Source organism: Cupriavidus sp. 01L43, assembly GCF_056399925.1.
In genome coordinates, this window is sequence record NZ_JBFTSH010000018.1 from 40,397 (window position 1) to 65,605 (window position 25,209).

Below are 25,209 nucleotides of genomic sequence, written 5' to 3' on the forward strand. Positions count from 1 at the left end.
TACAATCCCGCCATGGCCAAACACAAACTCCTGATCGGCTTTCACGCCGTGAACGCACGCCTTCGCCAAGACGCGAAGAGCGTGTCCGACATCTATATCGAATCCAACCGGCGCGACCGCCGCATGCAGGACTTCATCCGCCTCGCGGAAAGCCTGAACGTGCGCCTGCATCCGGTGGATGCCGACCGCCTGCGCGGCATGGCCGGCACCGATCGCCACCAGGGCGTGGTGGCGCGTGCCGACGACATCTCGCTGGCGCTCAATCTGGACGAACTGCTCGATAGCATCGAAGGCACGCCGCTGCTGCTGGTGCTCGATGGCGTGACCGATCCGCACAACCTCGGCGCCTGCCTGCGCGTGGCCGATGGCGCCGGCGCGCATGCCGTGATCGCCCCGAAGGATCGCAGCGTCGGGCTGAACACCACGGTGGCCAAGGTGGCCAGCGGCGCGGCCGAAACCGTGCCTTACATCACCGTGACCAACCTCGCGCGCACGCTGCGCGAGCTGCAGGAGCGCGGCATCTGGGTGGTCGGCACGGTCGACGGCGCCGAGAAGACGCTGTACGACTTGGACCTCAAGGGCCCGATGGCGATCGTCATGGGCGCCGAAGGCGAGGGCATGCGCCGGTTGACGCGCGAGACCTGCGACGAGCTGGTCGGCATTCCGATGGCGGGCGGCGTGGAAAGCCTGAACGTGTCGGTGGCGAGCGGCGTCTGCCTGTACGAGGCGGTGCGCCAGCGCCGACTGCCGCGCTGACATCGGCATATTGGCGATGATTCTGGACGCGGCATTGCTCGCCCAGGCGCGTGACCGAATCGCGGCGGCGCGCCAGATCTTCGTGCTGACTGGCGCGGGGGTCTCGGCGGAATCGGGCGTGCCGACGTTCCGTGACGCGCTGACGGGCCTCTGGGCCCGCTTCGACCCCGAAGATCTCGCTACAGAGGCCGCGTTCCGGCGCCAGCCGGCGCTGGTCTGGCAGTGGTACGAGCACCGCCGCGCGATGGTTTCGGCCACCCAGCCCAACCCCGCGCACTTCGCGCTGGCGCAGCTGGCGGACCAGAAACCGGTCACGCTGGTCACGCAGAATATCGACGGATTGCACCAGCAGGCCGGCAGCCAGCATGTGATCGAGTTGCACGGCAACCTGTTCGCCAACAAATGGCTGGATGGCTGCGGACACTGCGACACGGTGCCGCCGGTACCGGGCGAGCCGCCGCATTGCGCGCTGTGCGGCGCGATGATGCGGCCCGGGGTGGTCTGGTTTGGGGAGGATCTGCCGCGCGTGGCGCGCTATCGCGCCGAGCACGCGGCGGAGACCTGCGATCTGTGCCTGGTGGTTGGCACGTCGGGGCTGGTGTATCCGGCGGCGGCGCTGCCGGGCATGGCCAGGGAGAACGGGGCGTTCGTGATCGTGGTCAATCCGCAGCCGTCGGCGCTGGACGCCACCGCGGACCTCGTGCTGGCGGCGCCAGCAGGGCAGTGCCTGCCGGCGCTGTGGTAAGGGCCTAGGCGGCCAGCTCTCCCACCAGCTTTTCCAGCTTCACCGCGTCGGCAGCGAACAGGCGGATGCCTTCGGCCAGCTTCTCGGTGGCCATCGCGTCCTCGTTCAGTTGCCAGCGGAACGCCGGCTCGTCGGCCACTACGCGCGCCACATTCGCTGCCTGCGCATGTTCTACCGACAGCTTGCGCTCGACCGTGCCGCGCCCAGCCGCCAACTGCTCGAGCAGCTCCGGGCTGATCGTCAGCAGGTCGCAGCCAGCCAGGGCCAGGATCTGGCCGGTGCCGCGGAAGCTCGCGCCCATCACCTCGGTCGCATGGCCGAAACTCTTGTAGTAGTCGTAGATCTGCCGCACCGAGCGCACGCCCGGGTCGTTGTCGCCGGCATTGGCGTCGGCGTCCCACTTGTCACCTGCCTGCTTCTTGTACCAGTCGAGGATACGGCCGACGAACGGGGAGATCAGCTGCGCGCCGGCCTCGGCACAGGCCACGGCCTGCACCAGCGAGAACAGCAGCGTCATATTGCAACGGATGTTCTCGCGCTGGAGGATCTCGGCTGCCTTGATACCTTCCCAGGTGGAGGCGATCTTGATCAGGACGCGCTCCCGCGCCACGCCGCGCTGCTCGTACAGCCCGATCAGGTGACGCGCCTTGTCCACGGTGGCCTGGGTGTCGAACGAGAGCCGTGCATCGACCTCGGTGGACACGCGGCCCGGTACGATGGCCAGGATCTCGCAGCCAAAGGCGATCAGGAGCTGGTCCATCACGGCGTCCAGGCCCGCGTTGCCATGATGGTCGCGCACGGCCTGCTCGAGCAGGGGCCGATATTCGGCCTTCTGCACCGCCTTGAGAATCAGGGACGGATTGGTGGTCGCGTCCTGCGGCGTGTACTGCTTCATCAACTGGAAGTCGCCGGTATCGGCCACTACCGTGGTGAATTGTCTCAGTTGCTCTAGCTCGGTCATGATCTGTTCCATCCGGTTCCGTCAGTTGCCGCCCGCTTGGGAAGTCAGCATTCATTGTAACGGCGCTGGCACGGTTGGAAACAACGCCGTCACACGCCGATCCGCTACACTACGCGTTTCCCCCCAAGCAATCAGGCTGTTTTCACATGACGCAGGATGAACTCAAGGCGCTGGTGGCGCAAGCCGCCGCCGACTACGTGAAGCAGGAAGTGCCCCAGGGCGCCGTACTCGGCGTCGGCACCGGCTCCACCGCCAACCTCTTCATCGACGCCATCGCGGCGTTCAAGGAGCGCTTCTCGGGCGCGGTGTCCAGCTCGGAGGCTTCCACGCGACGCCTGCAGCAGCATGGCATCCAGGTGCTGGACCTGAACGAAGTGGACGAGATTCCCGTCTACGTGGACGGCGCCGACGAGATCGACGCCTCGGGCGCGATGATCAAGGGCGGCGGCGGCGCGCTGACGCGCGAGAAGATCGTGGCCGCCGTGGCCGGCCGCTTCGTCTGCATCGCCGATGGCAGCAAGCTCGTGGACACGCTCGGCGCGTTCCCGCTGCCGGTGGAGGTGATCCCAATGGCACGTGCAGCCGTGGCGCGCAAGCTGGCCGCGCTTGGTGGCCAGCCGCGCCTGCGCATGACCAAGGAAGGCGGCATCTACAAGACCGACAACGGCAACGTGATCCTCGACGTCTCGGCGCTGCGCATCACCCAGCCGAAGGACATCGAACAGCAGATCAATCAGATCCCGGGTGTGGTGACGGTGGGACTGTTCGCGCTGCGTGGCGCGGACGTGTTGCTGCTGGGCACGGAGCAGGGCGTGCAGCGCATCGATTATTGACCGGAAGCGTGGCCCGGGCGGCCTAACCGGCCGCCCATGAAAAAGGGGTGCTTGATAAAGCACCCCTTTTCGTTTTTACAGACTGGCGAATCAGTTCGCCGGCGGCACGTAGCCGGCGGCGGCATCGGCGCCTTCGCCGAAGAAGTACTTCTCGGTTTGCTTGAGCAGGTACTGGCGCGCGCGGGTGTCGGCCATGTTCAGACGATTCTCATTGATCAGCATGGTCTGATGCTTGAGCCAGCCGGCCCAGGCTTCCTTCGACACGCTTTGCCAGATCTTCTTGCCGAGTTCGCCCGGCAGCGGCGGGAAGTCGAGGCCTTCGGCTTCCTTGTTCAGCTTGATGCAATGGACCGTGCGGGCCATGTGAAACTCCTTGTTCGTGGCGCTTTTGTGGTGCGAGGGGACGCCGATTCGTGATGCCGGTTCTGGGCGGCTGCGTGGCCGCTATTGTAGCCAAGCCCGGCCAAGGCAGGGCTTGGCCCTGCCGGCGTTACAGTTTCTTCATGAGCACCATCGATTTGCGCTGCCAGTTATAGAGCTTGCGCTTGTCTTCCGGCAGGTCGTCCACGGTGGCGTGGACGAAGCCGCGCTTCAGGAACCAGTGCTCGGTGCGCGTGGTGAGCACGAACAGCCGGTCCAGCCCCAGCGCGCGGGCGCGGCGCTCGATGCGCTTGAGCAGCCGCTCGCCGTCGCCAGTGCCCTGGGCCTCGGACGAGACCGTCAGGCAGGCCATCTCGCCCATGTTCTCGCGCGGGAATTCGTAGAGCGCGGCGCAGCCGAACAGCACGCCATCGTGCTCGATCACCGAGAAATTGCCGATATCCCGCTCGATCAGGTGACGTCCACGTGGCACGAGCGTGCCATCGGCCTCGAGCGGTGCAATCAGTTGCAGGATGCCGCCCACGTCATCGAGCGTGGCTTCCCGCAGGCTTTCCAGGTCGGTGTCGGACACCATGGTGCCTACGCCATCGTGCAGGAAGAGCTCCAGCAGCACCGAGCCGTCGAGCGAATAGGGGATCAAGTGCGCGCGGGGCACGCCGCCCTTGAGCGCCTTGACCAGGTGTTCCAGGTAATAGGCCACGTCCGGCGGCAGGTGGTTGTTCTGCAACCGCTCCACGGCCGTGCGCAGCGACATTTCCTTCATCAGCTTGCCCACCGGGTCCGGCACGCCGGGCACTTCGGTGATGTAGATCAGCTTGTCGGCCTTCAGCGCGCTGGCGGTGGCGCTGGCCACGTCTTCCATCGACAGGTTGAACGCCTGCCCGGTGGGCGAGAAGCCCAGCGGCGACAGCAGCACCACCTTGCCGTGCGAGAGCGACATGTGCATCGAGTCGTTGTCGATCTTGCGCACCAGCCCGGTGTGCTGGTAATCGACCCCGTTGACGATGCCCACCGGCCGCGCGGTGATGAAGTTGCCGGAGACCACCGACAGCTGCGCGCCAGCCATCGGCGTGTTCGGCAAGCCCTGGCTGAAGGCGGCCTCGATGTCCAGGCGCAGCTCGCCGGCCGCCTCCTTGGCGCATTCGAGCGCGGCGTTGTCGGTAATGCGCACGCCGTCCGCGTACTGGGATTCCACATGGCGCAATGCCAACTGCTCCTCCACCTGCGGGCGGGAGCCGAAGACCAGCACGATCTGCATGCCCATGGCGTGCAGCAGGGCCACGTCGTTGACGAGCGCGTTGAGCACGCCGGCCTTGACCAGCTCGCCGCTGAAGGCGATCACGAAGGTCTTGCCGCGGAAGGCGTGGATATAAGGCGCGACGGCGCGCAGCCAATCCACGAACTGCTGGTGGTCCGGCCCGCTTGCCTCGGCCAACTCGGCGGCGGCCGTGGCGGACGGGATCGGCGTGGCGGGTTCGGCGACGGGGAGGGGGGCTGCGCTCAGGGCAGCGGGGGCGTCTTCGTCGGGGGCGACAGGGGCCGGAGCAGGCGCCTGCGCATTGGAGGTTCTGGCGTTCATGCCGCGGATTATAATCCCGGCCAATGTCAGCACAACGCCCCGTCAAACCTGTTTCCCGGCCGCCACGCCCGCCCCGTCCATCACGTGAGGCGCGCCCGGCGGGCCAGCCTCCCGAGCAGCGGCCCCAGGAGTCTTCCGAACAGCGGCGCGAGCCGCGGCCGGAGCGCGCGCCGCGCCCGCCGCGCGACGCCCAGACCCCTCGAGAGCCGCGCGAGCCGCGCCAGCCGCGCCCCGTGCGCCCGGTCCGCATGGCTAATCCGCTGCCCGAGATCACCTTTCCCGAAGCGCTGCCGGTTTCCGCGCGCCGGGACGAGATCGCCGCCGCGCTGCAGGCCAACCAGGTGGTGATCGTGTCCGGCGAGACCGGCTCCGGCAAGACCACCCAACTGCCCAAGATCGCGCTGTCGATCGGCCGTGGCCCAGCGCGGGAAGGCAAGGAAGGCGGCGGCCTGATCGGCCACACCCAGCCCAGGCGGATCGCCGCCACGTCCACGGCCAAGCGCATCGCCCAGGAACTGGGCACGCCGCTGGGCCAGAACGTCGGCTATCAGGTGCGGTTCAACGACACGATGTCCGCCGGCGCCTCCGTCAAGCTGATGACGGACGGCATCCTGCTGGCCGAGACGCAGAACGACCCGTTGCTGCGTGCCTACGACACGATCATCATCGATGAGGCGCACGAGCGTAGCCTCAACATCGACTTCCTGATCGGCTACCTGCGCCAGATCCTGCCCAAGCGGCCGGACCTGAAGGTCATCATCACGTCCGCGACGATCGACGCCCAGCGGTTCGCCGAGCACTTCGCCCGTAACGGCAAGCCGGCGCCGGTGATCGAGGTCAGCGGGCGGCTGTATCCCGTGGAAGTGCGATATCGGCCGATCCAGTCCGATGCGCCGCCCGACGCCGCGCCGAAATCCGCCCAGGCCCGCGAGCGCGACCTGTACGACGGCATTGTCGAGGCCGTGGACGAACTGTGCCGGCTCGGCCCCGGCGACGTTCTCGTCTTTCTGCCAGGCGAGCGCGAGATCCGCGAGGCCGCCGAGGCGCTGCGCAAGCACCATCCTCCGCATACCGAGATCCTGCCGCTGTTCGCGCGGCTCTCGGTGCAGGAGCAGGAGCGCGTGTTCAAGCCATCGAACGCGCGGCGGATCGTGCTGGCGACCAACGTGGCCGAGACCTCGTTGACCGTGCCGGGCATCCGCTATGTGGTGGATACGGGGCTTGCGCGCGTCAAGCGCTACTCGTACCGCAACAAGGTGGAGCAGTTGCAGATCGAGGCGATTTCGCAGGCCGCCGCCAACCAGCGCGCGGGCCGGTGCGGCCGGGTAGCCGATGGCGTCTGCATCCGTCTATACGAGGAATCCGATTTCATCGCCCGTACGCGCTTCACCGACCCGGAAATCCTGCGTTCGTCGCTGGCGGCGGTGATTCTGCGCATGAAGGCGCTGCGGCTGACCGACATCGAGTCGTTCCCGTTCATCGAGCCGCCGCTGGGCCGGGCGGTTGCCGATGGCTACCAGCTCCTGCAGGAACTGGGCGCCGTGGACGAGGCCAACCAGCTTACTGGCACTGGCCGTCAACTGGCCAAGCTGCCGCTGGACCCGCGCGTGGCGCGCATGATCCTGGCCGCGCGCGAGCAGCAGTGCCTGCGCGAGGTGCTGATCATCGCCAGCGCGCTGTCCGTGCAGGACCCGCGCGACCGTCCGCAGGAGGCGCAGGAAGCCGCCGACCAGGCCCATCGCAAGTTCATGGACGAAAAGTCCGAGTTCCTGGGGTGGGTCAAGCTGTGGAAGTGGTTCGAGGAGGCAGTGGCCCACAAGAAGACCAACCGGCAGCTGCAGGACCAGTGCCGCGCCAACTTCCTCTCGCACGTGCGGCTGCGCGAGTGGCGAGATGTTCACTCGCAACTTCTGACGACGGTGACCGAGCAGGGCTGGCGCCTGAATGAGACGGAACCGACGTTCGAGCAAGTCCACAAGGCGCTGCTGACCGGGCTGCTCGGGAACGTCGGCCTGAAGCTGGACGAGGCCGACGGGCGCGGGCGCGAGTACCTGGGCGCGCGCGGCATCAAGTTCCACCTGTGGCCGGGCTCGCTGATCGCGCGCAAGGTGGGCCGCTGGATCATCGCCGCTGAACTGGTCGAGACGAGCCGGCTGTTCGCACGCACGCTGGCGCGGATCGAGCCGGAATGGATCGAGCAGGTGGGCAGCCATCTGCTGAAGGTGAGCTGGAGCGACCCGCACTGGGAAAAGAAGGCCGGCCAGGTGCTGGCGATGGAGCGCGGCACGCTTTACGGCCTGCCCATCTACCAGCATCGGCGCGTGCACTACGGGCCGATGAACCCGGCCGAGGCGCGCGAGCTGTTCATCCGCCGCGCGCTGGTGGAGGGCGAATTCGACACGAAATTGCCGTTTTACGCCCACAACCAGCGGCTGCGGCGCGAAATTGAGAATCTGGAGCACAAGTCGCGCCGGCAGGACGTGCTGGTGGACGACGAGCTGATCTACGCCTTCTATGACCGGGCGATCCCGGCGGACACCCATAACCAGACCAGCTTCGAGACGTGGTACCAGGCGGAGAGCGCGAAGGATCGCAAGCTGCTGTACCTGAACCGCGACGAACTGATGCGGCACGAAGCGGCCGGCATCACGACCGACCTGTTCCCGAAGCTGCTGCCGATTGCCGGCGTGGACATGGGGTTGTCGTACCACTTCGAGCCCGGCAGCCACCGCGACGGCGTGACGCTGACCGTGCCGCTGTACGCGCTGAACCAGGTGCGGCCCGAGCGCACCGAATGGCTGGTGCCCGGCATGATCAAGGAGAAGGTGCACCTGCTGCTGAAGTCCTTGCCGCAGAAGCTGCGCCGCCACTGCGTGCCGCTGCCCGAGTACGCGGGCGGGTTTGTCGACCGCCAGCCGTTCGGCGAGGGCGAGTTGATCGACGTGCTGATTGCCGACATCCGCGAGCAGACCGGCACGATGGTGCGCCGCGCAGATTTCAAGCAGGAGACCCTGCCGGCCCACCATGCGATGAACTTCAAGGTCATCGACGAACATGGCCGACAGCTCGAAATGGGGCGGAATCTGGCGCAATTGCGAGCCGAGTTCGGCGGACAGGCGCAGCAGTCGTTCCAGAACATTGCCGCCCGCGACGTGCCCGCGGCCGAGGCCGGCCAGTACGAAAACCTGACGTCCTGGTCGTTCGGCGAACTGCCCGAACTGCTGGAAATCCGCAAGGGCAACCAGACCCTGTTCGGCTATCCGGCCCTTGTGGATCATGGCGACCATTGCGAGGTGGAGGTCTTTGACGACCCGCAGGAGGCGGCACGCATCCACCATACGGGGCTGCGCCGACTGTTCGCGATCCAGCTCCGCGAGCCGGTGAAGTTCATCGAGAAGAACATCCCGAATCTTCAGCAAATGGCGATGCAGTACATGACCCTGGGCACGCAGGAGGAACTGCGCAACCAGATCGTGATGGTCACGCTGGAGCGCGCCTGCATGCAGCCGCCGCTGCCGCGCAACGAGGCCGAGTTCAACGCCCGCAAGGACGAGGGGCGCGCGCGGCTGTCGCTGCTGGCGCAGGAGATGGCGCGGCTGGTGGGCGCGATCCTGGCCGAGTACGCGGGACTTCCGCGCAAGCTGCTCCAGGCCAAGCCGTTCGGTTCCGCCCACCAGGACATGGAGGCGCAACTGGCGCGGCTGATGACAAAGTCGTTCGTGATCGATACGCCATACACGCAGCTCGTGCACTTCCCGCGCTATCTCAAGGGGATGGCGATGCGCGTGGACAAGCTCAAGGGCGACCCCGGCCGCGACAGCCAGCGCACCCAGGAGATGACACCGCTGGTGCAACAGTGGCAGCGCGCCGAGAAACAGCTCCGCACGCAGGGCAGGGGGGCCGAAGATGCCCGATTGGACGAATTCCGATGGATGCTTGAGGAGCTGCGCATCGCGCTGTTCGCGCAGGAGCTGCGCACGCCGGTGCCGATGTCGGTCAAGCGGTTGCAGAAGGTGTGGGAGTCCATGCAGCGCTGACGCGGAGTTCGTGTGGAAAACCACGATTTGTGTCGGAATGCCCGGCGAAAGATAAATTCGCGCAAACGGTCAGCGTAACCCCCGGCTCAAACGTTAGAATGCCCGATTCCTCATGGTTGACGGTCTTATGCTCTCGTTGCGTCGTGTTGTGTCTAGCGTGGTGTCGGTCGGCGCGCTGGCATTGGCAGTGGTGTCCGCCCCCGCGCAAGCGGAGGTTGTGACGATCCTTAATTCGGGTGATGCAACCGTCACCCTGATCGACAAGGACACGCAGAAGGTGCTGGAAACCTTCCCCGTCGGCAAGGAACCGCACCACCTGATTGCCACGCCTGACGACAAGTCGCTGATCGTGGCCAACGCGGTCGGCAACGACCTGGTGTTCCTGGATCCGGTGACCGGCAAGGTGCAGCAGCGCGTACCGAACATCGACGATCCGTACCAGATCGGCTTCTCGCCGGACCAGAAATGGTTCGTGACGACGGGCAACCGGCTCGACCGCGTGGACGTCTACCGCTGGGACGGCCACCAGCTCAAGATCGCCAAGCAATTCCCGCTGCCCAAGACGCCCAGCCATATCGCGTTCACGGCGGACAGCAAGATCGCCTTCATCACCCTGCAGGACAGCGATCAGATCGCCGCGATCGACCTCAATTCGCTGACCGTGCTCTGGACCATGGAGGCCGGCTCGGCGCCGGCCGGGATCTGGGTGACGCCGGACCAGAAATACCTGCTGGTGGGCATGACCGGCGCCGACTACGTGGCCGTGATCGACTGGCGCACGCGCACTGTGGTCAAGCAGATCCAGACCGGCAAGGGCGCGCACAATTTCCGCGCGGTGGGCGACAAGCGTCATCTGTTCCTGACCAACCGCGTCTCGGGGTCCATCAGCATCATTGACCAGCAGACGCTGTCGAAAGTTGGCGATATCACCGGCCTGCTGCCGGGGCCCGACGACATGGAGTTGACCGCCGATGGCAAGACACTCTGGGTGACGTTCCGCTGGGCGCGTTCGGTGGGGCTGATCGACGTGGCGAGCCGCAAGCTGGTCAAGACCATCCGCGTGGGCAAGTCGCCGCACGGTATCTACTTCCGCACGCGGGCGCCGCTCTACTGAGGCAGGGTTCGACATGGCTCGGCTGCTGATTCGTATTCTTGCCATGCTGGCCGCGATGCTGGCGCTGGCCGGTGCTGCCTCGGCGGCGGACGCCGCCGCCAGTTGCCGTGCCGGTACGCTGTACCTGACCTTCGACACCGGCAGCATGAGCCAGGCGGAACTGATCGCCCGCACGCTGCGCCGGCATCATATCCGCGCCACGTTCTTCCTGGCCAGCGAGCCGACCGTCAATCATGACAACTCGCTGGACCCGACCTGGGCCCCTTACTGGAAAGCGTTGGCCGCCGATGGGCACGTGTTCGGTTCCCATACGTTCGATCACGTCTACCTGCGCGGGGTGCACGGGGACAAGGTGACGATGCGTCCGCAGTTTGGCGCGCAGGGCGGCAAGGACGTCGCGATGACTGCCGACGCCTTCTGCACGGAACTGCGCCGCAGCGCCCAGGCATTCCAGTCGATGACTGGCCAGCCGATGGCGCCGATCTGGCGCTCGCCGGGCGGCCGCACCGCCCCGCAGACGCTGGCCTGGGCCGAGCAATGCGGCTTCAAGCACGTGGGCTGGGCGCCGGCCGGCTTCCTCGGCGACGAACTGTCTTCCGAGAAATTTCCGAACCGGGCTTTGCTGGACCGCGCGCTGCGCGACCTCCGGGATGGCGATATTACGATGGCGCACCTCGGTATCTGGTCGCGCAAGGACCCCTGGGCACCGGGCGTGCTCGAACCGCTGCTGACCGGCCTCGAACAGAAGGGCTTCTGCTTCGCCACGCTGCGCGAGCATCCCCGCTACAAGGATTGGTTCCAGCAGCACGGGGCGGAGGGCCGGCGGTAATGTGGGACGCGTTCACGAACTGGATCAGCCTCTGGGTAGGCCAGGTGGAAGCCACGGTATTCCAGGGCGTGGTGCTGCCGGTGGTCTACCACCTCGGCTTCGGCGGCTATGCCGAGGACGCCTTCACAGGCACCGAATGGTTGCTGGTGGGTGTGGTGCAGATCGCAGTGATGGTGCTGATCCTCGGCCCGTTGGAGAAATTGCGACCCGTGGAGCCGGTGACGGACCGCGCCGCCGTGCGCACGGACATGCTCTATACGATGATCCATCGCCTGGGCCTGTTCCGGCTCGCGATGTTCTTCGTGCTGGCGCCGCTGATGGATGGCCTCGAAGGCCATCTGCGCCTGCTGGGCTGGCAGCGGATCAACGTGGAGGACTGGTGGCCCGGCGTGACGTCGATCCCGCTGGTCAGCTTCTTCGTCTACCTGCTGCTGTTCGATCTGCTCGACTATTGGTATCACCGGTTTTCGCATACCTATCGCTGGTGGTGGAGCCTGCACGCCACGCACCACAGCCAGCGCCAGATGACGCTCTGGAGCGACAATCGCAACCATCTTCTGGACGATATGCTACGTGACGCAGTTTTTGCGACCGTGGCGCTGGCGGTTGGCGTGGAGCCGTCGCAGTACGTGCTGCTGGTGGCGCTTTCGCAACTGCTGCAAAGCCTCCAGCACGCCAACCTGCGACTGCATTTCGGCTGGCTCGGGGAGCGACTGCTGGTTTCGCCGCGCTTCCATCGCACGCACCACGCGGTGGGGCTCGGCCACGAGCAGCAGGCGGCGGGCAAGCCGGTGCGGCTTGGCGGCTGCAACTACGGCGTGATCTTTCCGTGGTGGGACATGTTGTTCCGCACCGCCCGGTTCGTCGAGGCCTACCATCCGACGGGCATCCGGGACCAGCTTCCGCCGCCCACCGGCCACGGCCGCGACTACGGCGCGGGATTCCTGTCCCAGCAGTGGCTGGGCGTGAAGCGGCTGCTACGGCTCCGCTGACCGGGAATGTCGTCGGCGTGGGATCTTTTCGGCCTGTGCTAGGCTCTGAAGGTTTTCCCGACCGCTTTCCTGCATGAACGATATCTTTCGCTCGTTTGGCCGTGCCCTGATCAGCCAGTTGCATCCGCGCATGCTGATGCTGACGCTGGTGCCATTCGTCCTCGCCACCGTGCTCTGGGGCGGCCTGATCTGGTGGGGCTGGGACCCGATCATGGGCGGCGCTCGCGCCATCCTCGAGGGCTCCGTCTTCACGAGCTGGATCTACTCCGCGCTGGACTGGCTCGGTCTGCAGTCGCTGCGCACCGTGGTGGCGCCGCTGTTCGTGCTGACGCTGGCTGTGCCGCTGGTGATCGCGTCGATGCTGATCTTCATCAGCCTGTTCTCGGTGCCGGCCGTGGTGAAGCACCTGGACCGCAGCTATCCGGGGCTGGTCAAGGCGCGCGGCGGCAGCGTCGCCGGCAGCGTGTTCCAGGCGCTCAGCAACACCGTGGTGTTCCTGTTGCTGGTGCTCGTGACGATGCCGCTATGGCTGATTCCGCCGTTCTTCGCGCTGATTCCGCCCATGCTGTGGGGCTGGCTCACCTACCGCGTGATGACCTACGACGCCCTGGCCGAACACGCCACGGCCGAGGAGCGCAAGACGCTGATGAAGCGCCATCGCACCTCGCTGCTGATGATCGGCGTGGCCGTGGGCCTGCTTGGCTCCGCGCCGACCTTGCTGTGGGTCTGGTCGGCTGTCATCATCTTCCTGTTTCCGGTGGTGCTGGCCGGCACGCTGTGGCTGTACGTGCTGATCTTTATCTTCTCGGCGCTCTGGTTCGGCCATTTCTGCCTCCGGGCATTGGCTGAATTGCGCGCCGAGCGCGACGCCGCGGCACCCCCGCCGCCGCCCGCCACCGACGTGATCGACCTGGCGCCGGGCGACGTGCGCCGCATTGAACAATCCTGAGCGAGGAACACCATGGGTTTCGGTTTGATTGTCATCGGCGATGAGATCCTGTCCGGGCGGCGCGAGGACAAGCACATGCGCCGGACCATCGAACTGCTGGGCGCACGCGGCCTGGCGCTGGACTGGGCCGAGTACGTGGGCGACGAGCGCGAGCGCATCACCGCCACGCTGCGCCGCACGCTGGCCGGGCCGGACGTGGTCTTTTGCACGGGCGGCATCGGCGCCACGCCGGACGACCACACGCGTCAGTGCGCGGCCGCCGCGCTGGGCGTGGAGTTGGCGCTGCACCCCGAGGCGCGCGAGCAGATTGCGCTACGCATCGCCGAGACCGCCAATGGCGACCCGGTCAAGGCTGACCTGAACCTGCCTGATAACCAGCATCGCTTCAAGATGGGCGAGTTTCCGGTCGGGGCGCGCATCATCCCCAACAGTTACAACCGCATTCCGGGCTTCTCGGTGGCCGACCACCATTTCATGCCAGGCTTCCCCGTCATGGCGTGGCCGATGATGGAATGGGTGCTCGACCACTATTACACCCACCTGTTCCACCTGGAGGTAGCGCAGTCGCGCGCTTTCTATGTGTTCGAGGCGCCCGAGTCGACCCTGACACCGCTGATGGAGCAGGTGGAGGCCGCATTCGCCGGCATCCGCGTATTCAGCCTGCCATCCGTGGGCGACGTGAGCCGGGGCGACCGCTTCGCGCGGCGCCATATCGATCTTGGGGTGAAGGGACCGGCGGAACAGGTCCTGCCAGCCTATGCGATGCTGCTCGAAGGCGTCCGCGCCATGGGGTACGAGATCGTCGAGCAGTAGGTGAGGGTGGGGGGCTGTGCCAATCCTGTGCCAACCTTGACACAGGTCGAAAAAGCGCGCGCCGACGCGTGATAGCTTGATGGGCTTTGTTCAGCCTGCGCTGCCTCGTCAGCGCTCACACATGAAACCAGTTCTCCGGGCGTTCGGCCGCGCGTTGCTGTGCGTTCTGCATCCGCGCATGCTGATACATGCAATCTTGCCGCTCATCCTGATCCCGATGTTCTGGGCCGGCATCCTTTGGTGGGCATGGGATCCGGTCACCCAGGCATTCAATAGGTTTCTCGACGCTACCCAGATGTTTGCCTGGCTGAGTGGGACTTCCCCTTGGAGTTGGCTGGCCGGGTTGGGGCCGTACGTGGCGCCGGTGCTTGTCGTGATGGCGCTGTGCCCGTTGATTGTTGTGTCGATGCTGATCTATATCAGCGTATTCTTCGAGTCGACAGTGGCTGGACACGTGGCGCGCGGCTATCCGGGACTTCGCCGTGCCCAGGGCGGTTCGCTAATGGGCGGCCTGCGGGAGTTGATCGTGAGCACTGGGGTGTTCCTGGTGCTCACCATGCTGACGCTGCCGTTGGCGTACCTGCCGGTGATTGGTTTTGTCACACCGTCACTGCTGTCCGGCTGGCTGATGTACCGTGTGATGACCTACGACGCGCTGGAAGATCACGCCACGGTGGAAGAGCGCAAAACGCTGATGAAGCGCCATCGCACATCGTTGATGGGAATCGGCGTGCTCAGCGGCTTTCTCGGCTGGCTGGCCAACCTCGTCTGGGTCTGGGCAATCGTAATGGTTGTACTGCTACCCCTGGCGCTGTTGTGCGTCATGTGGGTCTATATGATGATTTTGATCTTTGCGGTGCCCTGRTACGGCCACTTTTGCCTACAGGCGCTGGCCGACCTGCGCGCGGAGCGGGCAACCCCGCTCCCACACGCCATGGACGGGCGTTAGCTGATGGCTCCCCTTACGCCCCGTGCCACGGCAGGTTGCGCTTGCACCAGCCTTCCACGGTCTTGCGGTGGTATTCCTCGTCGCGGGGGCCTTCGAAGCCTTCCAGCACATCCATGGCACAGGTGTAGCCGGCCTCGGTGGCCAGACGGGCCGCGTGCTTCGAGCGCGCAGCGCTACGGCACAGGAACAGCACCGGCGCATCGGTCGGCACGCGGGCCTTGAGTTCCTCGACGAAATTCGGGTTCTGCTTGCCGCCGGGATAGCTGTTCCATTCCACATGGGCGAATTGCTCGTCCGGCAGGTTCACGCCACCTACCCAATCCAGTTCTGCATGCGTGCGCACGTCCACGAGCACGGCCTTCGGGTCGGCCTGCAGCAGGTCATAGGCTTGCTGCGGGTCCAGCGCGCCGAAGTACGCAAGCTGGTTCTGTTGCTGGCGCGCGTGCGCCGCCTGGAGGAGGTCGTCTCGGGTGGTCATCTTCTGTGACGGAGTCAATAAGAGAAGCGGGAGTAAAGCGGGGTTCGCTGTGCCGAGGCAACAGCGTGACCCGGGATCGGGCGCGGCGCTGGGATGTCGCCGCGTTCGGCGCTATTCTAGCGCGCAGCCACGGCCATCCCCCGAAAATCCGCCTGCGCGGCGCACGCCCATCTTCGGTGCGTATTCTGGTGCATCGGCACTAAAATAGTGCTTTTCCTTGAATCGTGCACCGAGATGGTGTTTGATGAAGTCGCCGCGGAGCGGTGCGCAAGTGGATCGTTCGCCGCGTCGGCATGTTCAGCTTGGGTTGTATGCAATCCGCGGCCCCCGCCACGGTGCGGCGTGACCGATCACTGCACATTTTTCGGGATGGCGAGGGCAAATGAGGGCGTCGGTTGGCATGCTTTCTGCTAACATTCCTCGTCCCTTTTGGGGCGGTTCCCGCGAGGGTTTTCCGGGGCCGGACCCAACAATGGCTTTCCCAGACTCAGCCCGAATTTCCAGGAGATAGGCATGGCCCACAGCGTTGCAGATGTGATGAAGCTCGTGAAGGAAAACGACGTCAAATTCGTCGATTTCCGTTTCACGGATACCAAAGGCAAGGAGCAACACGTGTCTGTGCCCGTGTCGCACTTCGACGACGACAAGTTCGAGAGCGGCCACGCCTTCGACGGTTCCTCGATCGCCGGCTGGAAGGGTATCGAAGCTTCGGACATGCTGCTGATGCCGGATTCGAACACGGCCCACATCGACCCGTTCTACGAAGAGCCGACGCTGGTGCTGACCTGCGACGTGATCGAGCCGTCGGATGGCAAAGGTTACGACCGCGACCCGCGTTCCATCGCCAAGCGCGCCGAAGCCTACCTGAAGAGCACCGGCCTGGGCGACACCGCCTTCTTCGGTCCGGAACCCGAATTCTTCATTTTCGACGGCGTGACCTGGAACGTCGACATGCAGGGTTGCTCGGTGAAGATTCACTCCGAGGAAGCCCCGTGGTCGTCGGGCAAGGAATTCGAGCACGGCAACAGCGGTCACCGCCCGGGCAAGAAGGGCGGCTACTTCCCGGTTGCCCCGATCGACACGTTCCAGGACATCCGTTCGGAAATGTGCCTGATCCTCGAATCGCTCGGCATTCCCGTTGAAGTCCACCACCACGAAGTGGCTGGCCAGGGCCAGAACGAAATCGGCACGCGTTTCAGCACGCTGGTGCAACGCGCCGACTGGACCCAGCTCCAGAAGTACGTGATCCAGAACGTGGCGCACACCTACGGCAAGACGGCGACGTTCATGCCGAAGCCGGTGGTTGGCGACAACGGCTCGGGCATGCACGTGCACCAGTCCGTGTGGAAGGACGGTCAGAACCTGTTCGCAGGCAACGGCTACGCCGGCCTGTCGGAATTCGCGCTGTACTACATTGGCGGCATCATCAAGCACGCCCGTGCCCTGAACGCGCTGACCAACCCGGGCACGAACTCGTACAAGCGTCTGGTGCCGGGCTTCGAAGCCCCGGTGAAGCTGGCCTACTCGGCCCGCAACCGTTCGGCCTCGATCCGCATTMCGTACGTGGCGAACCCGAAGGGCCGCCGCATCGAAACGCGCTTCCCGGATCCGCTGATGAACCCGTACCTGGGCTTCTCGGCGCTGCTGATGGCCGGCCTGGACGGCGTGATGAACAAGATCCACCCGGGCGAAGCTGCCGACAAGAACCTGTACGACCTGCCGCCGGAAGAGGATGCAAAGATCCCGACCGTCTGCTCGAGCCTCGACCAGGCCCTGGAATATCTCGACAACGACCGTGAGTTCCTGACCCGCGGCGGTGTGTTCTCCAACTCCATGCTCGATGCCTACATCGAACTGAAGATGGAAGAAGTCACGCGTTTCCGCATGACGACGCACCCGATCGAGTTCGAGATGTACTACTCGCTGTAATCGCGTCCGGTTGCCAGGTTGTCACCGGGCAACAGTTGCACCAGGAAGGGGCGGCTTCGGCTGTCCCTTTTTGTTTTGCGAGCGGGTTGATCGCTAGAATGGGGCTCCTTCCCTAACCTTCATGCCGATGTTCATGAACGCGATGTCAAATAAGGTCACGCGCAGCCGCCAAGGCGGACTGTCGCACCAGGGTTCATACCGGATGACGCACCAGATCCGGGTGGGTTTCCCCATTCTGGTGATGGCCATGGCGCTGGGGCTCGGCGCCTGGAGCCGGCCCGCGCCGGCGCAGTCGTCGGATGTCTATATGTGCAAGGGCCCCAACGGCGTGCCCGAGTACCGCAACGGCAATCCGGGCGGCAGCAAGGACTGCAAGAAGCTGAACCTGCCTGACGTGATCACGGTGCCGGGTTCGCGCACTGCCAGCTCGGGCGGTGGCAAGGCGGCGGCGCCTTCGGCATCCCCGGCGGCTTTCCCGCGCGTGGACAGCGCCACCCAGAAGAACCGCGACAGCGAGCGCCGCGCGGTGCTGGAGCAGGAACTCCAGAGCGAAGAAGCCAAGCTGGCCGGGCTGCGCGCCGAGTACAACAATGGCGAGCCCGAGCGCCAGGGCAACGAGCGCAACTATCAGAAATATCTCGATCGCACGGCACGCCTGCGCGACGACGTCGCACGTAGCGAGGCCAACGCCGCCTCCTTGCGCCGTGAGCTATCGAACCTTAAGGAATAGTGAAATGGCCATGGGTCGCCTGATTCGCGGAGTGTCGCGCAAAGTCACCGGAGCAGACCGCAAGGCGGAAGCCGAGGTCCTGCCGTTGGGCGACGCGGCGTTCCATCCCGGCCTGGACGTGGTGGCCAACCCGGTGCTGCTGGTGCGCCAGCCCGGGCTGCAGGTGGTCTACGCGAATCCGGCCGCCGAGGCCAGCTTCGCGCTGTCCCGCCGGGCGATGGTGGAACTGACGCTGCCGGACTTGTTCGGCCAGATCGACGAGCTGGACAGCATGATCGAGACGGTGATCGCGCGGCAGATCGATGTGCGGCGCCAGGATCTCGTGCTGCGCCCGCCGCTGCAGGAGCCGATGCATGCCCATGTCGTGATCGGGGCGATCGAGGGCCATGCCAATACGGTCCTGGTTGAGATCCTTCTGAACGAGCAGAAGGTACGCAGCGACCGCGAGGAGCGCATCCTCGACCTGACGTCGGCCAACAAGGAACTGATCCGCAACCTGGCCCACGAGATCAAGAATCCGCTCGGGGGCATCCGTGGCGCGGCCCAGTTGCTTGAGTTCGAGCTGCCCGAACGGTCCTTGCGCGAGTACACCCAGGTCATCATCAAGGAGTCGGACCGCCTGCAGACGCTGGTGGACCGGCTGCTGGAGCCGCACCGGCACCCGCACATCGTCTCGGACCTCAATATCCACGAGGTGCTGGAGCGCGTGCGCTCGGTGGTGCTGGCCGAATTCCCGAACGGGCTGGAGATTGTGCGCGACTACGACGCGAGCCTGCCCGACCTGCGCGGCGACATGGAGCAACTGATCCAGGCCGTGCTGAACATCGTGCACAACGCTGCCCAGGCGCTGCACGAGCGCATCGCGCGCGGCGATGCGCAGATCGTATTGCGGACTCGGGTGGCACGGCAGGTGACGATTGCCAAGCGCTTGTTCAAGCTGGCATTGGACTTGCATGTCATCGATAACGGCCCGGGCATCCCCGAGGACATCCGCGAACGCATCTTCTATCCATTGGTATCGGGCAGGGACGGCGGCAGCGGACTCGGTCTCACACTCGCTCAAACCTTCGTGCAGCAGCACGAGGGCTTGATCGAATGCGAGAGCCGGCCGGGCTGTACCGACTTCCGTATCCTGCTGCCGCTGCACTGACCTCCCGCGCCTCTGACCGGCCCGGATGTGCGAGCGGCGCGGGACCTGCCTGAGTGGGACGATGGCGGGACAACGGGAGACCACATGACACCGAGCAGACAAGCGACGCACATGAAGCCGATCTGGATAGTCGACGACGATCAATCAATCCGCTGGGTCCTCGAGAAGGCCCTTGCCCGTGAAAGCCTGCTCTCTCGCAGTTTTACCAATGTTCGCGACGTGCTCGCGGCGCTGGAGGATGACGAGCCGCAGGTCCTGATTTCCGATATCCGCATGCCTGGCGGCTCGGGCCTGGACCTGCTGCAGGCCATCAAGGCGCGGCACCCGGGCCTGCCGGTCATCGTCATGACCGCGTATTCCGACCTGGACAGCGCCGTGGCGGCGTTCCAGGGCGGCGCCTTCGAATACCTGGCCAAGCCGTTCGATGTCGACAAGGCCGTCGAGCTGATCCGGCGCGCGCTCGAAGAGAGCCTGCGCGAGGAGGAAATGGACGATCGGCTAGTCGACGCGCCTGAGATCCTGGGTCAGGCACCAGCGATGCAGGACGTGTTCCGCGCCATCGGCCGCCTGTCGCAGTCGAACGTGACGGTGATGATTACCGGCGAGTCCGGCACCGGCAAGGAACTCGTCGCACGGGCGCTGCACAAGCACAGCCCGCGCGCCAACGGGCCATTTATCGCGCTCAACACGGCGGCGATTCCGAAGGATCTGCTCGAATCCGAGCTGTTCGGCCATGAGCGCGGCGCGTTCACGGGTGCGCAGACGATGCGGCGTGGCCGCTTCGAGCAGGCCGAGGGCGGCACGCTGTTCCTCGATGAAATCGGCGATATGCCATTCGATCTGCAAACGCGGCTGTTGCGCGTGCTGTCGGACGGCAACTTCTATCGCGTGGGTGGCCACAACCCGTTGCGCGCCAATGTGCGCGTGATTGCGGCCACGCACCAGAACCTCGAGACGCGCGTGAAAGAGGGGCTGTTCCGCGAGGACTTGTTCCACCGCCTGAACGTGATTCGTCTGCGGCTGCCGCCGCTGCGCGAGCGGCCCGAGGACATCACGCTGCTGGCGCGCCACTTCCTGCAGAAGAGCGCCAAGGAGCTTGGCGTGGAACCCAAGCGCATGTCCGACGAGGCGCTGGCCTACGTCAGCACGCTGCCGTTCCCGGGCAACGTGAGACAGCTTGAGAATCTGTGTAACTGGCTGACCGTGATGGCGCCGGCGCAGACCATCGAGGTCAAGGATATGCCACGCGAGATGATCGGCACGCCCCAGGCGGAAAGCACCGGTTCGCCGATGCGCGCGCCGGGCGGCGAGTCGCGCATGGCAGGTGGCGACTACGATGCGATCGAGACATCCGACTACGGCATGAACACCGCGGCAGGCGAGGGTGACACGATGGTCGCCACGCGCCCACCGATGACCGCCACGGCGCCAGGCATGGCGTCCGCACCGGCCTTCGCGGGCAATGCGGTGTCGGCAAGCTGGGAGTCGCTGCTGGCCGGCGAGGCCAAGTCGATGCTGGAAGCGGGCCAGCCCGAGGTGATGGATGTGCTGACGCGGCGCTTCGAAAAAGCTGTGCTCGAAGCCGCGCTGGGCGTCACGCGCGGGCGCCGCGTGGAAGCCGCCACCCGGCTTGGGATTGGACGCAATACGATTACCCGCAAGCTGCAGGAGCTGGGATTCGATTGATGTCCAGGGGTTGAGACGATTCTCTGCTCTCCCGCTGCGGGGGAGCAGAGAACAAGAATCGTCTCAGCCGTTGCTACGTACCGCCAGCAGTCGCTCCGCCATCTCGGCGAAGCCTTCACCGCCGGCCGCCTCCGTGACGTAGGCGGGCGCCACCGGCAACTGATCCAGAATCTCCCGCACGTTCGCCACGCCCACCGACAACGGGAAGTGGCCGAACATCGCCGCGTCATTGGCCGAGTCGCCGATGAACAGCCATTCGTCGCGCGCGGCGTCGATGTCATCCCCCAGCAACTCCTGCACGCAAAGCCGGCTCATCGACAGCTTGTCATGGTCGCCGAACCAGCCGTTAACGTGGATCGAGCTGACCGTCGCCGTCATGCCGGCCTCGCGCATCATCGCGGCAATGCGGTCCACCGCCGGCTGGGGCAGGGGTGCCACGTCCTCGGCATGGTCGATGGCAAGGTCGGCCGCATGCCATGCCTGGTCCGATGCCAGCGCGCAGCCAGGCACCTCGCGCACGATCCGCTCGCCCAGCGCGTGGATCTTCTCAAGATTCCCGGCGCGCGTCGGCGCATCGTCGAGGAAGCGTGTGATCAGCTTGTTGTCGCGCAAATGTGAGAAGAAGGCGCCATTTTCGCCGATGATGGCATCTACCGGCCAGAGTCTGACGAGGATCTCCGCCCAGGCGATGCAGCGTCCTGTGACGGGTACGACATGCAGCCCAGCCCGGGCCAGCCGGTCCAGTGCGAGATAGGTGGGGGCAGGCAGCCGGCCATCGGTCGTCAGGGTGCCGTCGATGTCGGTCAGGATGCCGCGCACGCGCCGGAGGGCGGCGTCCGGCAAGGTGGCGAAGGGTTTCATCGTGCTCATGGGCGAGGATTGTACGCAAACGTCCGCCGGTGCGGCGCGCCCGGTTGTGTGACATCAATGTGTCGTCAAAATGCAGCAATATTCTCACCGCAAGGCGGGTTTGCCCGGTTTGCGGCGAGGTGCGACGGGCGTAACATCCCGCTGTCACAAAAAATGCATACAGTCGGGCGCTTTTTCTTGTTTCTTGCCCGATTTGCCCGACTGATAACAGCCTCAGGAGAGAAGTCCATGTCCTTTCCACGCACCGCCCTAAAATTCGCTGCCGTCGCCGCCCTGGCCATGGCCGGCACCGCCCACGCCGCGGTCGAGATCCAGTGGTGGCACGCCATGCAGGGCGCGCTGAACGACAAGGTCAACGAGATCGCCAACAAGTTCAACGCGAGCCAGACCGACTACAAAATCGTGCCTGTTAACAAGGGCAACTACGACGAAACCATGGCGGCCGGCATTGCCGCCTTCCGCGCGGGCGGCGCTCCGGCGATCCTGCAGGTGTTCGAAGTGGGCACGGCCACGATGATGAGTGCCAAGGGCGCGATCAAGCCGGTCTCCACGGTGATGAAGGATGCGGGCGAGAAGTTCGACCAGAAGGCCTACATCCCCGCCGTGGCCGGTTACTACACCTCGTCGAAGGGCGAGATGCTGTCGTTCCCGTTCAACAGCTCGACCACCGTCTTCTATTACAACAAGGACGCCTTCAAGAAGGCGGGCCTCTCCGAGCCGCCCAAGACCTGGCCCGAAGTGATGCAATATTCGGCCAAGCTGAAGGCATCGGGCACGAACTGCGCCTATACCACCGACTGGCAGGGCTGGGTGCACCTGGAAAGCTTCTCGGCCTGGCATAACACGCTGTTCGCGACCAAGAACAACGGCTTCGGCGGCACCGACGCCCGCCTGGTCTTCAACAGCCCGCTGCACGTGAAGCACATCACCAATCTCCAGGAGATGGTGAAGAAGGGCTACTTCAGCTACGGCGGCCGCAAGGCAGAGTCGCAGGCCAAGTTCTTCAACGGCGAGTGCGCGATGTTCACGGGCTCGTCGGCATCGCTGGCCAACATTCGCAAGAACGCCAAGTTCCAGTTCGGCGTGTCGCAGTTGCCGTACTACCCGGACGTGCAGGGCGCCCCGCAGAACACGATCATCGGCGGCGCGTCGCTGTGGGTGATGGGTGGCAAGAAGGCCGAGGAATACAAGGGCGTAGCCAAGTTCTTCACGTTCCTGTCGCAGCCTGAGATCCAGTCGGACTGGCACCAGGCCACCGGCTACCTGCCGGTGACGATGGCCGCCTACGATCTGACCAGGAAATCGGGTTACTACGACAAGAACCCGGGCGCCGATGTGTCCGTGCAGCAAATGGTCGTGAAGACCACGGACAAGTCGCGCGGTGTGCGCCTGGGCAACCTGGTGCAGATCCGTACCGTGGTGGACGAGGAACTGGAAGCCGTCTGGGCCGGCAAGAAGGAGCCGAAGGCTGCGCTGGACACGGCGGTGGCGCGCGGCAACGACCTGCTGGAGCGCTTCCAGAAGACTGCGAAAGAGTAAGTCAGGGGCGTCGCGCGGCCTGGCCGGTATGACCGGTCCGGGCTGAGGGCGCCAGACGTGCGGCAAGTGGGCGGCGGCGAAACCGTCGCCCGCTTGCGTTATGAAAAGGTTTGACGATGGAAAAACGCGTCGTTTTCCGGTCGCCGTGGCTGCCGTATCTGCTGGTGTTGCCGCAGATCGCCATCACGATGATCTTCTTTTTCTGGCCGGCCGGCCAGGCGCTGTGGCAGTCGCTGCTCCAGCAGGATGCCTTCGGCATCAATCTCGAATTCGTAGGGCTCGACAACTTCAGGACGCTGTGGGCAGACCCGCAGTATGTGGAGTCGTTCGAGGTCACGGCCATCTTCGCCATTGGTGTGACGGTGGTCGGCCTGTCGGTGGCGCTGCTGCTTGCCTACTTCGCCGACCGCGTGGTGCGCGTGGCCACGGGCTACAAGACCCTGCTGATCTGGCCGTATGCCGTGGCCCCGGCCGTGGCGGGCGTGCTCTGGATGTTCATGTTCAACCCGACGCTGGGCGTGGTGTCGTACGCGCTGCGCAAGGGCGGCGTGGACTGGAACTTCCTGCTCAATGGCAATCAGGCGCTGACGCTGGTGGTGCTGGCCGCCGCGTGGAAGCAGATCAGCTACAACTTCCTGTTCTTCCTGGCCGGGTTGCAGAGCATTCCACGCTCGCTGATCGAGGCGGCCGCCATCGATGGCGCCGGACCGTGGCGGCGCTTCTGGTCCATCATATTTCCGCTACTTTCGCCGACCACGTTCTTCCTGCTGGTCATCAACGTGGTCTACGCATTCTTCGATACCTTCGCCATCATCGATGCCGTGACGCATGGCGGCCCGTTCAATTCGACGAACACGCTTGTGTACAAGGTGTTCCACGACGGCTTCCGCGGCATGGACATCGGCGGCTCGGCCGCGCAGTCCGTGGTGCTGATGGTGATCGTGATTGCGCTGACCGTGGTGCAGTTCCGGTTCGTGGAACGCAAGGTCCAGTACTGACACGAAAGGCGCCCAAAAATGGTAGAACGTCGTCCAATTCTTGATGTCATCACCCACGTGGTGCTGATCCTCGGCATCATCGTCGTGGCGTTTCCGGTGTACCTGACCTTCGTGGCGTCCACGCTGACGGCCGAACAGGTGCTCGATTCGCCCATGACGCTGATCCCCGGCAGCCACCTGGTTGAGAACTTTCGCACCGTGCTGTTCAAGGGCGTGGGGGAGGCCGCCTCGCCGGTCGCCACCATGATGAAGAACAGCCTGATCATGGCGCTGGGCATCGCGCTCGGGAAGATCGCGATCTCGATCATCTCGGCCTTCGCCATCGTTTATTTCCGATTTCCGCTGCGCAAGACCTTCTTCTGGCTCATCTTCATCACGCTGATGCTGCCTGTGGAAGTGCGGATCCTGCCGACCTACAAGGTGGTGTCGGACCTCGGCCTGCTGGACAGCTACTTCGGCCTGACCATTCCGATCATCGCATCGGCCACGGCCACGTTCCTGTTCCGCCAGTTCTTCCTGACCATTCCCGATGAACTGGCCGAGGCCGCGCGCATCGATGGCGCCGGTCCGCTGCGCTTCTTCTGGGACGTGGTGCTGCCGCTCTCGCGCACCAGCATCGCGGCGCTGTTCGTAATCCAGTTCATCTATGGCTGGAATCAGTACCTGTGGCCGCTGCTGATTACTACGCAAAAATCGATGACGCCGGTGGTGGTTGGCGTGACGCAGATGATTTCGCGCTCGGGCGATGCCGCGACGGACTGGAATCTCGTGATGGCCACGGTGATGCTGGCGATGATCCCGCCTGCCGTGGTGGTGGTGCTGATGCAGAGGTGGTTCGTCAAGGGCCTGGTCGAAACAGAAAAGTAAGCGAAACAAGCGGATTACGAGAAA

22 protein-coding genes are annotated in these 25,209 nt (G+C 65.0%); 17 read left to right on the plus strand and 5 right to left on the minus strand.

The features are described from left to right. Positions 1-12 precede the first annotated feature (12 nt). Both rlmB and AC1DP9_RS23250 read left to right on the plus strand, forming a co-directional pair. A complete protein-coding gene (gene rlmB, locus AC1DP9_RS23245; RefSeq protein ID WP_092289663.1) occupies positions 13-756 on the plus strand; it encodes a 23S rRNA (guanosine(2251)-2'-O)-methyltransferase RlmB in 744 nt (247 codons plus the stop codon). A 16-nt stretch (positions 757-772) separates the two neighbouring features. Then, entirely contained in the window at positions 773-1,501 is a 729-nt protein-coding gene (locus AC1DP9_RS23250) for an SIR2 family NAD-dependent protein deacylase (RefSeq protein ID WP_441593551.1), read from the plus strand. Between the two features lie 4 nt (positions 1,502-1,505). On the opposite strand, the gene tal is transcribed toward AC1DP9_RS23250, so the two are convergent. Then, complete coding sequence (gene tal / locus AC1DP9_RS23255) at positions 1,506-2,462, minus strand: transaldolase (protein ID WP_092290827.1); 957 nt, start codon at positions 2,460-2,462, stop codon at positions 1,506-1,508. A 146-nt stretch (positions 2,463-2,608) separates the two neighbouring features. On the opposite strand from tal, the gene rpiA reads away from it, so the two are divergent. Next, the gene (gene rpiA / locus AC1DP9_RS23260) at positions 2,609-3,295 is read left to right on the plus strand and encodes a ribose-5-phosphate isomerase RpiA (protein ID WP_477108614.1); all 687 of its coding nucleotides are present in this window, start codon (positions 2,609-2,611) and stop codon (positions 3,293-3,295) included. 90 nt (positions 3,296-3,385) lie between these two features. Here the strand turns inward: rpiA and AC1DP9_RS23265 are convergent, their stop codons facing one another. Next, the gene (locus AC1DP9_RS23265; RefSeq protein ID WP_092289659.1) at positions 3,386-3,658 is read right to left on the minus strand and encodes an oxidative damage protection protein; all 273 of its coding nucleotides are present in this window, start codon (positions 3,656-3,658) and stop codon (positions 3,386-3,388) included. Positions 3,659-3,785: 127 nt separating this feature from the next. Next, positions 3,786-5,255: an amino-acid N-acetyltransferase gene (argA, locus tag AC1DP9_RS23270; RefSeq protein ID WP_092289657.1), complete on the minus strand. Its 1,470-nt coding sequence runs from the start codon at positions 5,253-5,255 to the stop codon at positions 3,786-3,788. Between the two features lie 23 nt (positions 5,256-5,278). Between argA and hrpA the strand changes: the two genes are divergently transcribed. The 7 genes from hrpA (at position 5,279) to AC1DP9_RS23305 (ending at position 14,938) form a co-directional block, all read left to right on the plus strand. Then, on the plus strand, positions 5,279-9,292 hold the full coding sequence (hrpA, locus tag AC1DP9_RS23275; RefSeq protein ID WP_092289655.1) for an ATP-dependent RNA helicase HrpA: 4,014 nt from the start codon (positions 5,279-5,281) through the stop codon (positions 9,290-9,292). Positions 9,293-9,419: 127 nt separating this feature from the next. Then, entirely contained in the window at positions 9,420-10,406 is a 987-nt protein-coding gene (locus tag AC1DP9_RS23280) for a YVTN family beta-propeller repeat protein (protein ID WP_477108646.1), read from the plus strand. A gap of 13 nt (positions 10,407-10,419) precedes the next feature. After that, positions 10,420-11,235, plus strand: coding sequence for a polysaccharide deacetylase family protein (locus AC1DP9_RS23285; RefSeq protein WP_477108615.1), 816 nt, complete (start codon positions 10,420-10,422; stop codon positions 11,233-11,235). Beyond that, positions 11,235-12,227 (plus strand): sterol desaturase family protein, encoded by a 993-nt coding sequence (locus AC1DP9_RS23290; RefSeq protein ID WP_477108616.1) that lies wholly within the window; start codon positions 11,235-11,237, stop codon positions 12,225-12,227. Before AC1DP9_RS23285 ends, AC1DP9_RS23290 begins: the two co-directional genes overlap by 1 nt. A gap of 73 nt (positions 12,228-12,300) precedes the next feature. After that, the gene (locus tag AC1DP9_RS23295) at positions 12,301-13,176 is read left to right on the plus strand and encodes an EI24 domain-containing protein (RefSeq protein WP_477108617.1); all 876 of its coding nucleotides are present in this window, start codon (positions 12,301-12,303) and stop codon (positions 13,174-13,176) included. Positions 13,177-13,188: 12 nt separating this feature from the next. Further along, positions 13,189-13,989 (plus strand): competence/damage-inducible protein A, encoded by an 801-nt coding sequence (locus AC1DP9_RS23300; protein WP_092289645.1) that lies wholly within the window; start codon positions 13,189-13,191, stop codon positions 13,987-13,989. Between the two features lie 121 nt (positions 13,990-14,110). Further along, a complete protein-coding gene (locus AC1DP9_RS23305; RefSeq protein WP_477108618.1) occupies positions 14,111-14,938 on the plus strand; it encodes an EI24 domain-containing protein in 828 nt (275 codons plus the stop codon). Between the two features lie 13 nt (positions 14,939-14,951). On the opposite strand, the gene AC1DP9_RS23310 is transcribed toward AC1DP9_RS23305, so the two are convergent. Further along, positions 14,952-15,416 carry a rhodanese-like domain-containing protein gene (locus AC1DP9_RS23310; RefSeq protein WP_477108619.1) on the minus strand — a complete coding sequence of 155 codons (465 nt, stop codon included), beginning with the start codon at positions 15,414-15,416 and terminating at the stop codon, positions 14,952-14,954. 513 nt (positions 15,417-15,929) lie between these two features. On the opposite strand from AC1DP9_RS23310, the gene AC1DP9_RS23315 reads away from it, so the two are divergent. From AC1DP9_RS23315 to ntrC, 4 genes are all read left to right on the plus strand, one after another. After that, positions 15,930-17,345 (plus strand): 3-hydroxylaminophenol mutase, encoded by a 1,416-nt coding sequence (locus AC1DP9_RS23315; RefSeq protein WP_477108620.1) that lies wholly within the window; start codon positions 15,930-15,932, stop codon positions 17,343-17,345. 202 nt (positions 17,346-17,547) lie between these two features. Then, a complete protein-coding gene (locus tag AC1DP9_RS23320) occupies positions 17,548-18,075 on the plus strand; it encodes a DUF4124 domain-containing protein (protein WP_092290825.1) in 528 nt (175 codons plus the stop codon). Positions 18,076-18,085: 10 nt separating this feature from the next. Then, complete coding sequence (glnL, locus tag AC1DP9_RS23325; protein ID WP_092290823.1) at positions 18,086-19,225, plus strand: nitrogen regulation protein NR(II); 1,140 nt, start codon at positions 18,086-18,088, stop codon at positions 19,223-19,225. Positions 19,226-19,336: 111 nt separating this feature from the next. Continuing rightward, positions 19,337-20,911, plus strand: coding sequence for a nitrogen regulation protein NR(I) (gene ntrC, locus AC1DP9_RS23330; RefSeq protein WP_477108647.1), 1,575 nt, complete (start codon positions 19,337-19,339; stop codon positions 20,909-20,911). 63 nt (positions 20,912-20,974) lie between these two features. Here ntrC and AC1DP9_RS23335 read toward each other — a convergent pair whose 3' ends face one another. Continuing rightward, positions 20,975-21,772, minus strand: a complete 798-nt coding sequence (locus AC1DP9_RS23335; protein ID WP_092290821.1) for an HAD-IIB family hydrolase — start codon at positions 21,770-21,772, stop codon at positions 20,975-20,977. Between the two features lie 237 nt (positions 21,773-22,009). On the opposite strand from AC1DP9_RS23335, the gene ugpB reads away from it, so the two are divergent. From ugpB to ugpE, 3 genes are all read left to right on the plus strand, one after another. Continuing rightward, the gene (ugpB, locus tag AC1DP9_RS23340) at positions 22,010-23,320 is read left to right on the plus strand and encodes a sn-glycerol-3-phosphate ABC transporter substrate-binding protein UgpB (RefSeq protein WP_092289636.1); all 1,311 of its coding nucleotides are present in this window, start codon (positions 22,010-22,012) and stop codon (positions 23,318-23,320) included. Positions 23,321-23,436: 116 nt separating this feature from the next. Next, a complete protein-coding gene (gene ugpA, locus AC1DP9_RS23345) occupies positions 23,437-24,318 on the plus strand; it encodes a sn-glycerol-3-phosphate ABC transporter permease UgpA (RefSeq protein WP_092289634.1) in 882 nt (293 codons plus the stop codon). Between the two features lie 18 nt (positions 24,319-24,336). Continuing rightward, positions 24,337-25,185, plus strand: a complete 849-nt coding sequence (gene ugpE / locus AC1DP9_RS23350) for a sn-glycerol-3-phosphate ABC transporter permease UgpE (protein WP_477108621.1) — start codon at positions 24,337-24,339, stop codon at positions 25,183-25,185. Positions 25,186-25,209 lie beyond the last annotated feature (24 nt).

Coding starts and splice junctions, on each gene's coding strand:
- hrpA (WP_092289655.1), top strand. CDS start 5,279: ATGTCAGCACAACGCCCCGTCAAACCTGTTTCCCGGCCGCCACGCCCG.
- AC1DP9_RS23285 (WP_477108615.1), top strand. CDS start 10,420: ATGGCTCGGCTGCTGATTCGTATTCTTGCCATGCTGGCCGCGATGCTG.
- argA (WP_092289657.1), bottom strand. CDS start 5,255: ATGAACGCCAGAACCTCCAATGCGCAGGCGCCTGCTCCGGCCCCTGTC.
- tal (WP_092290827.1), bottom strand. CDS start 2,462: ATGACCGAGCTAGAGCAACTGAGACAATTCACCACGGTAGTGGCCGAT.
- AC1DP9_RS23280 (WP_477108646.1), top strand. CDS start 9,420: ATGCTCTCGTTGCGTCGTGTTGTGTCTAGCGTGGTGTCGGTCGGCGCG.
- AC1DP9_RS23300 (WP_092289645.1), top strand. CDS start 13,189: ATGGGTTTCGGTTTGATTGTCATCGGCGATGAGATCCTGTCCGGGCGG.
- ntrC (WP_477108647.1), top strand. CDS start 19,337: ATGAAGCCGATCTGGATAGTCGACGACGATCAATCAATCCGCTGGGTC.
- AC1DP9_RS23335 (WP_092290821.1), bottom strand. CDS start 21,772: ATGAAACCCTTCGCCACCTTGCCGGACGCCGCCCTCCGGCGCGTGCGC.
- AC1DP9_RS23250 (WP_441593551.1), top strand. CDS start 773: ATGATTCTGGACGCGGCATTGCTCGCCCAGGCGCGTGACCGAATCGCG.
- glnL (WP_092290823.1), top strand. CDS start 18,086: ATGGGTCGCCTGATTCGCGGAGTGTCGCGCAAAGTCACCGGAGCAGAC.
- ugpA (WP_092289634.1), top strand. CDS start 23,437: ATGGAAAAACGCGTCGTTTTCCGGTCGCCGTGGCTGCCGTATCTGCTG.
- AC1DP9_RS23290 (WP_477108616.1), top strand. CDS start 11,235: ATGTGGGACGCGTTCACGAACTGGATCAGCCTCTGGGTAGGCCAGGTG.
- AC1DP9_RS23295 (WP_477108617.1), top strand. CDS start 12,301: ATGAACGATATCTTTCGCTCGTTTGGCCGTGCCCTGATCAGCCAGTTG.
- rlmB (WP_092289663.1), top strand. CDS start 13: ATGGCCAAACACAAACTCCTGATCGGCTTTCACGCCGTGAACGCACGC.
- rpiA (WP_477108614.1), top strand. CDS start 2,609: ATGACGCAGGATGAACTCAAGGCGCTGGTGGCGCAAGCCGCCGCCGAC.
- ugpE (WP_477108621.1), top strand. CDS start 24,337: ATGGTAGAACGTCGTCCAATTCTTGATGTCATCACCCACGTGGTGCTG.
- ugpB (WP_092289636.1), top strand. CDS start 22,010: ATGTCCTTTCCACGCACCGCCCTAAAATTCGCTGCCGTCGCCGCCCTG.
- AC1DP9_RS23265 (WP_092289659.1), bottom strand. CDS start 3,658: ATGGCCCGCACGGTCCATTGCATCAAGCTGAACAAGGAAGCCGAAGGC.
- AC1DP9_RS23320 (WP_092290825.1), top strand. CDS start 17,548: ATGACGCACCAGATCCGGGTGGGTTTCCCCATTCTGGTGATGGCCATG.
- AC1DP9_RS23310 (WP_477108619.1), bottom strand. CDS start 15,416: ATGACCACCCGAGACGACCTCCTCCAGGCGGCGCACGCGCGCCAGCAA.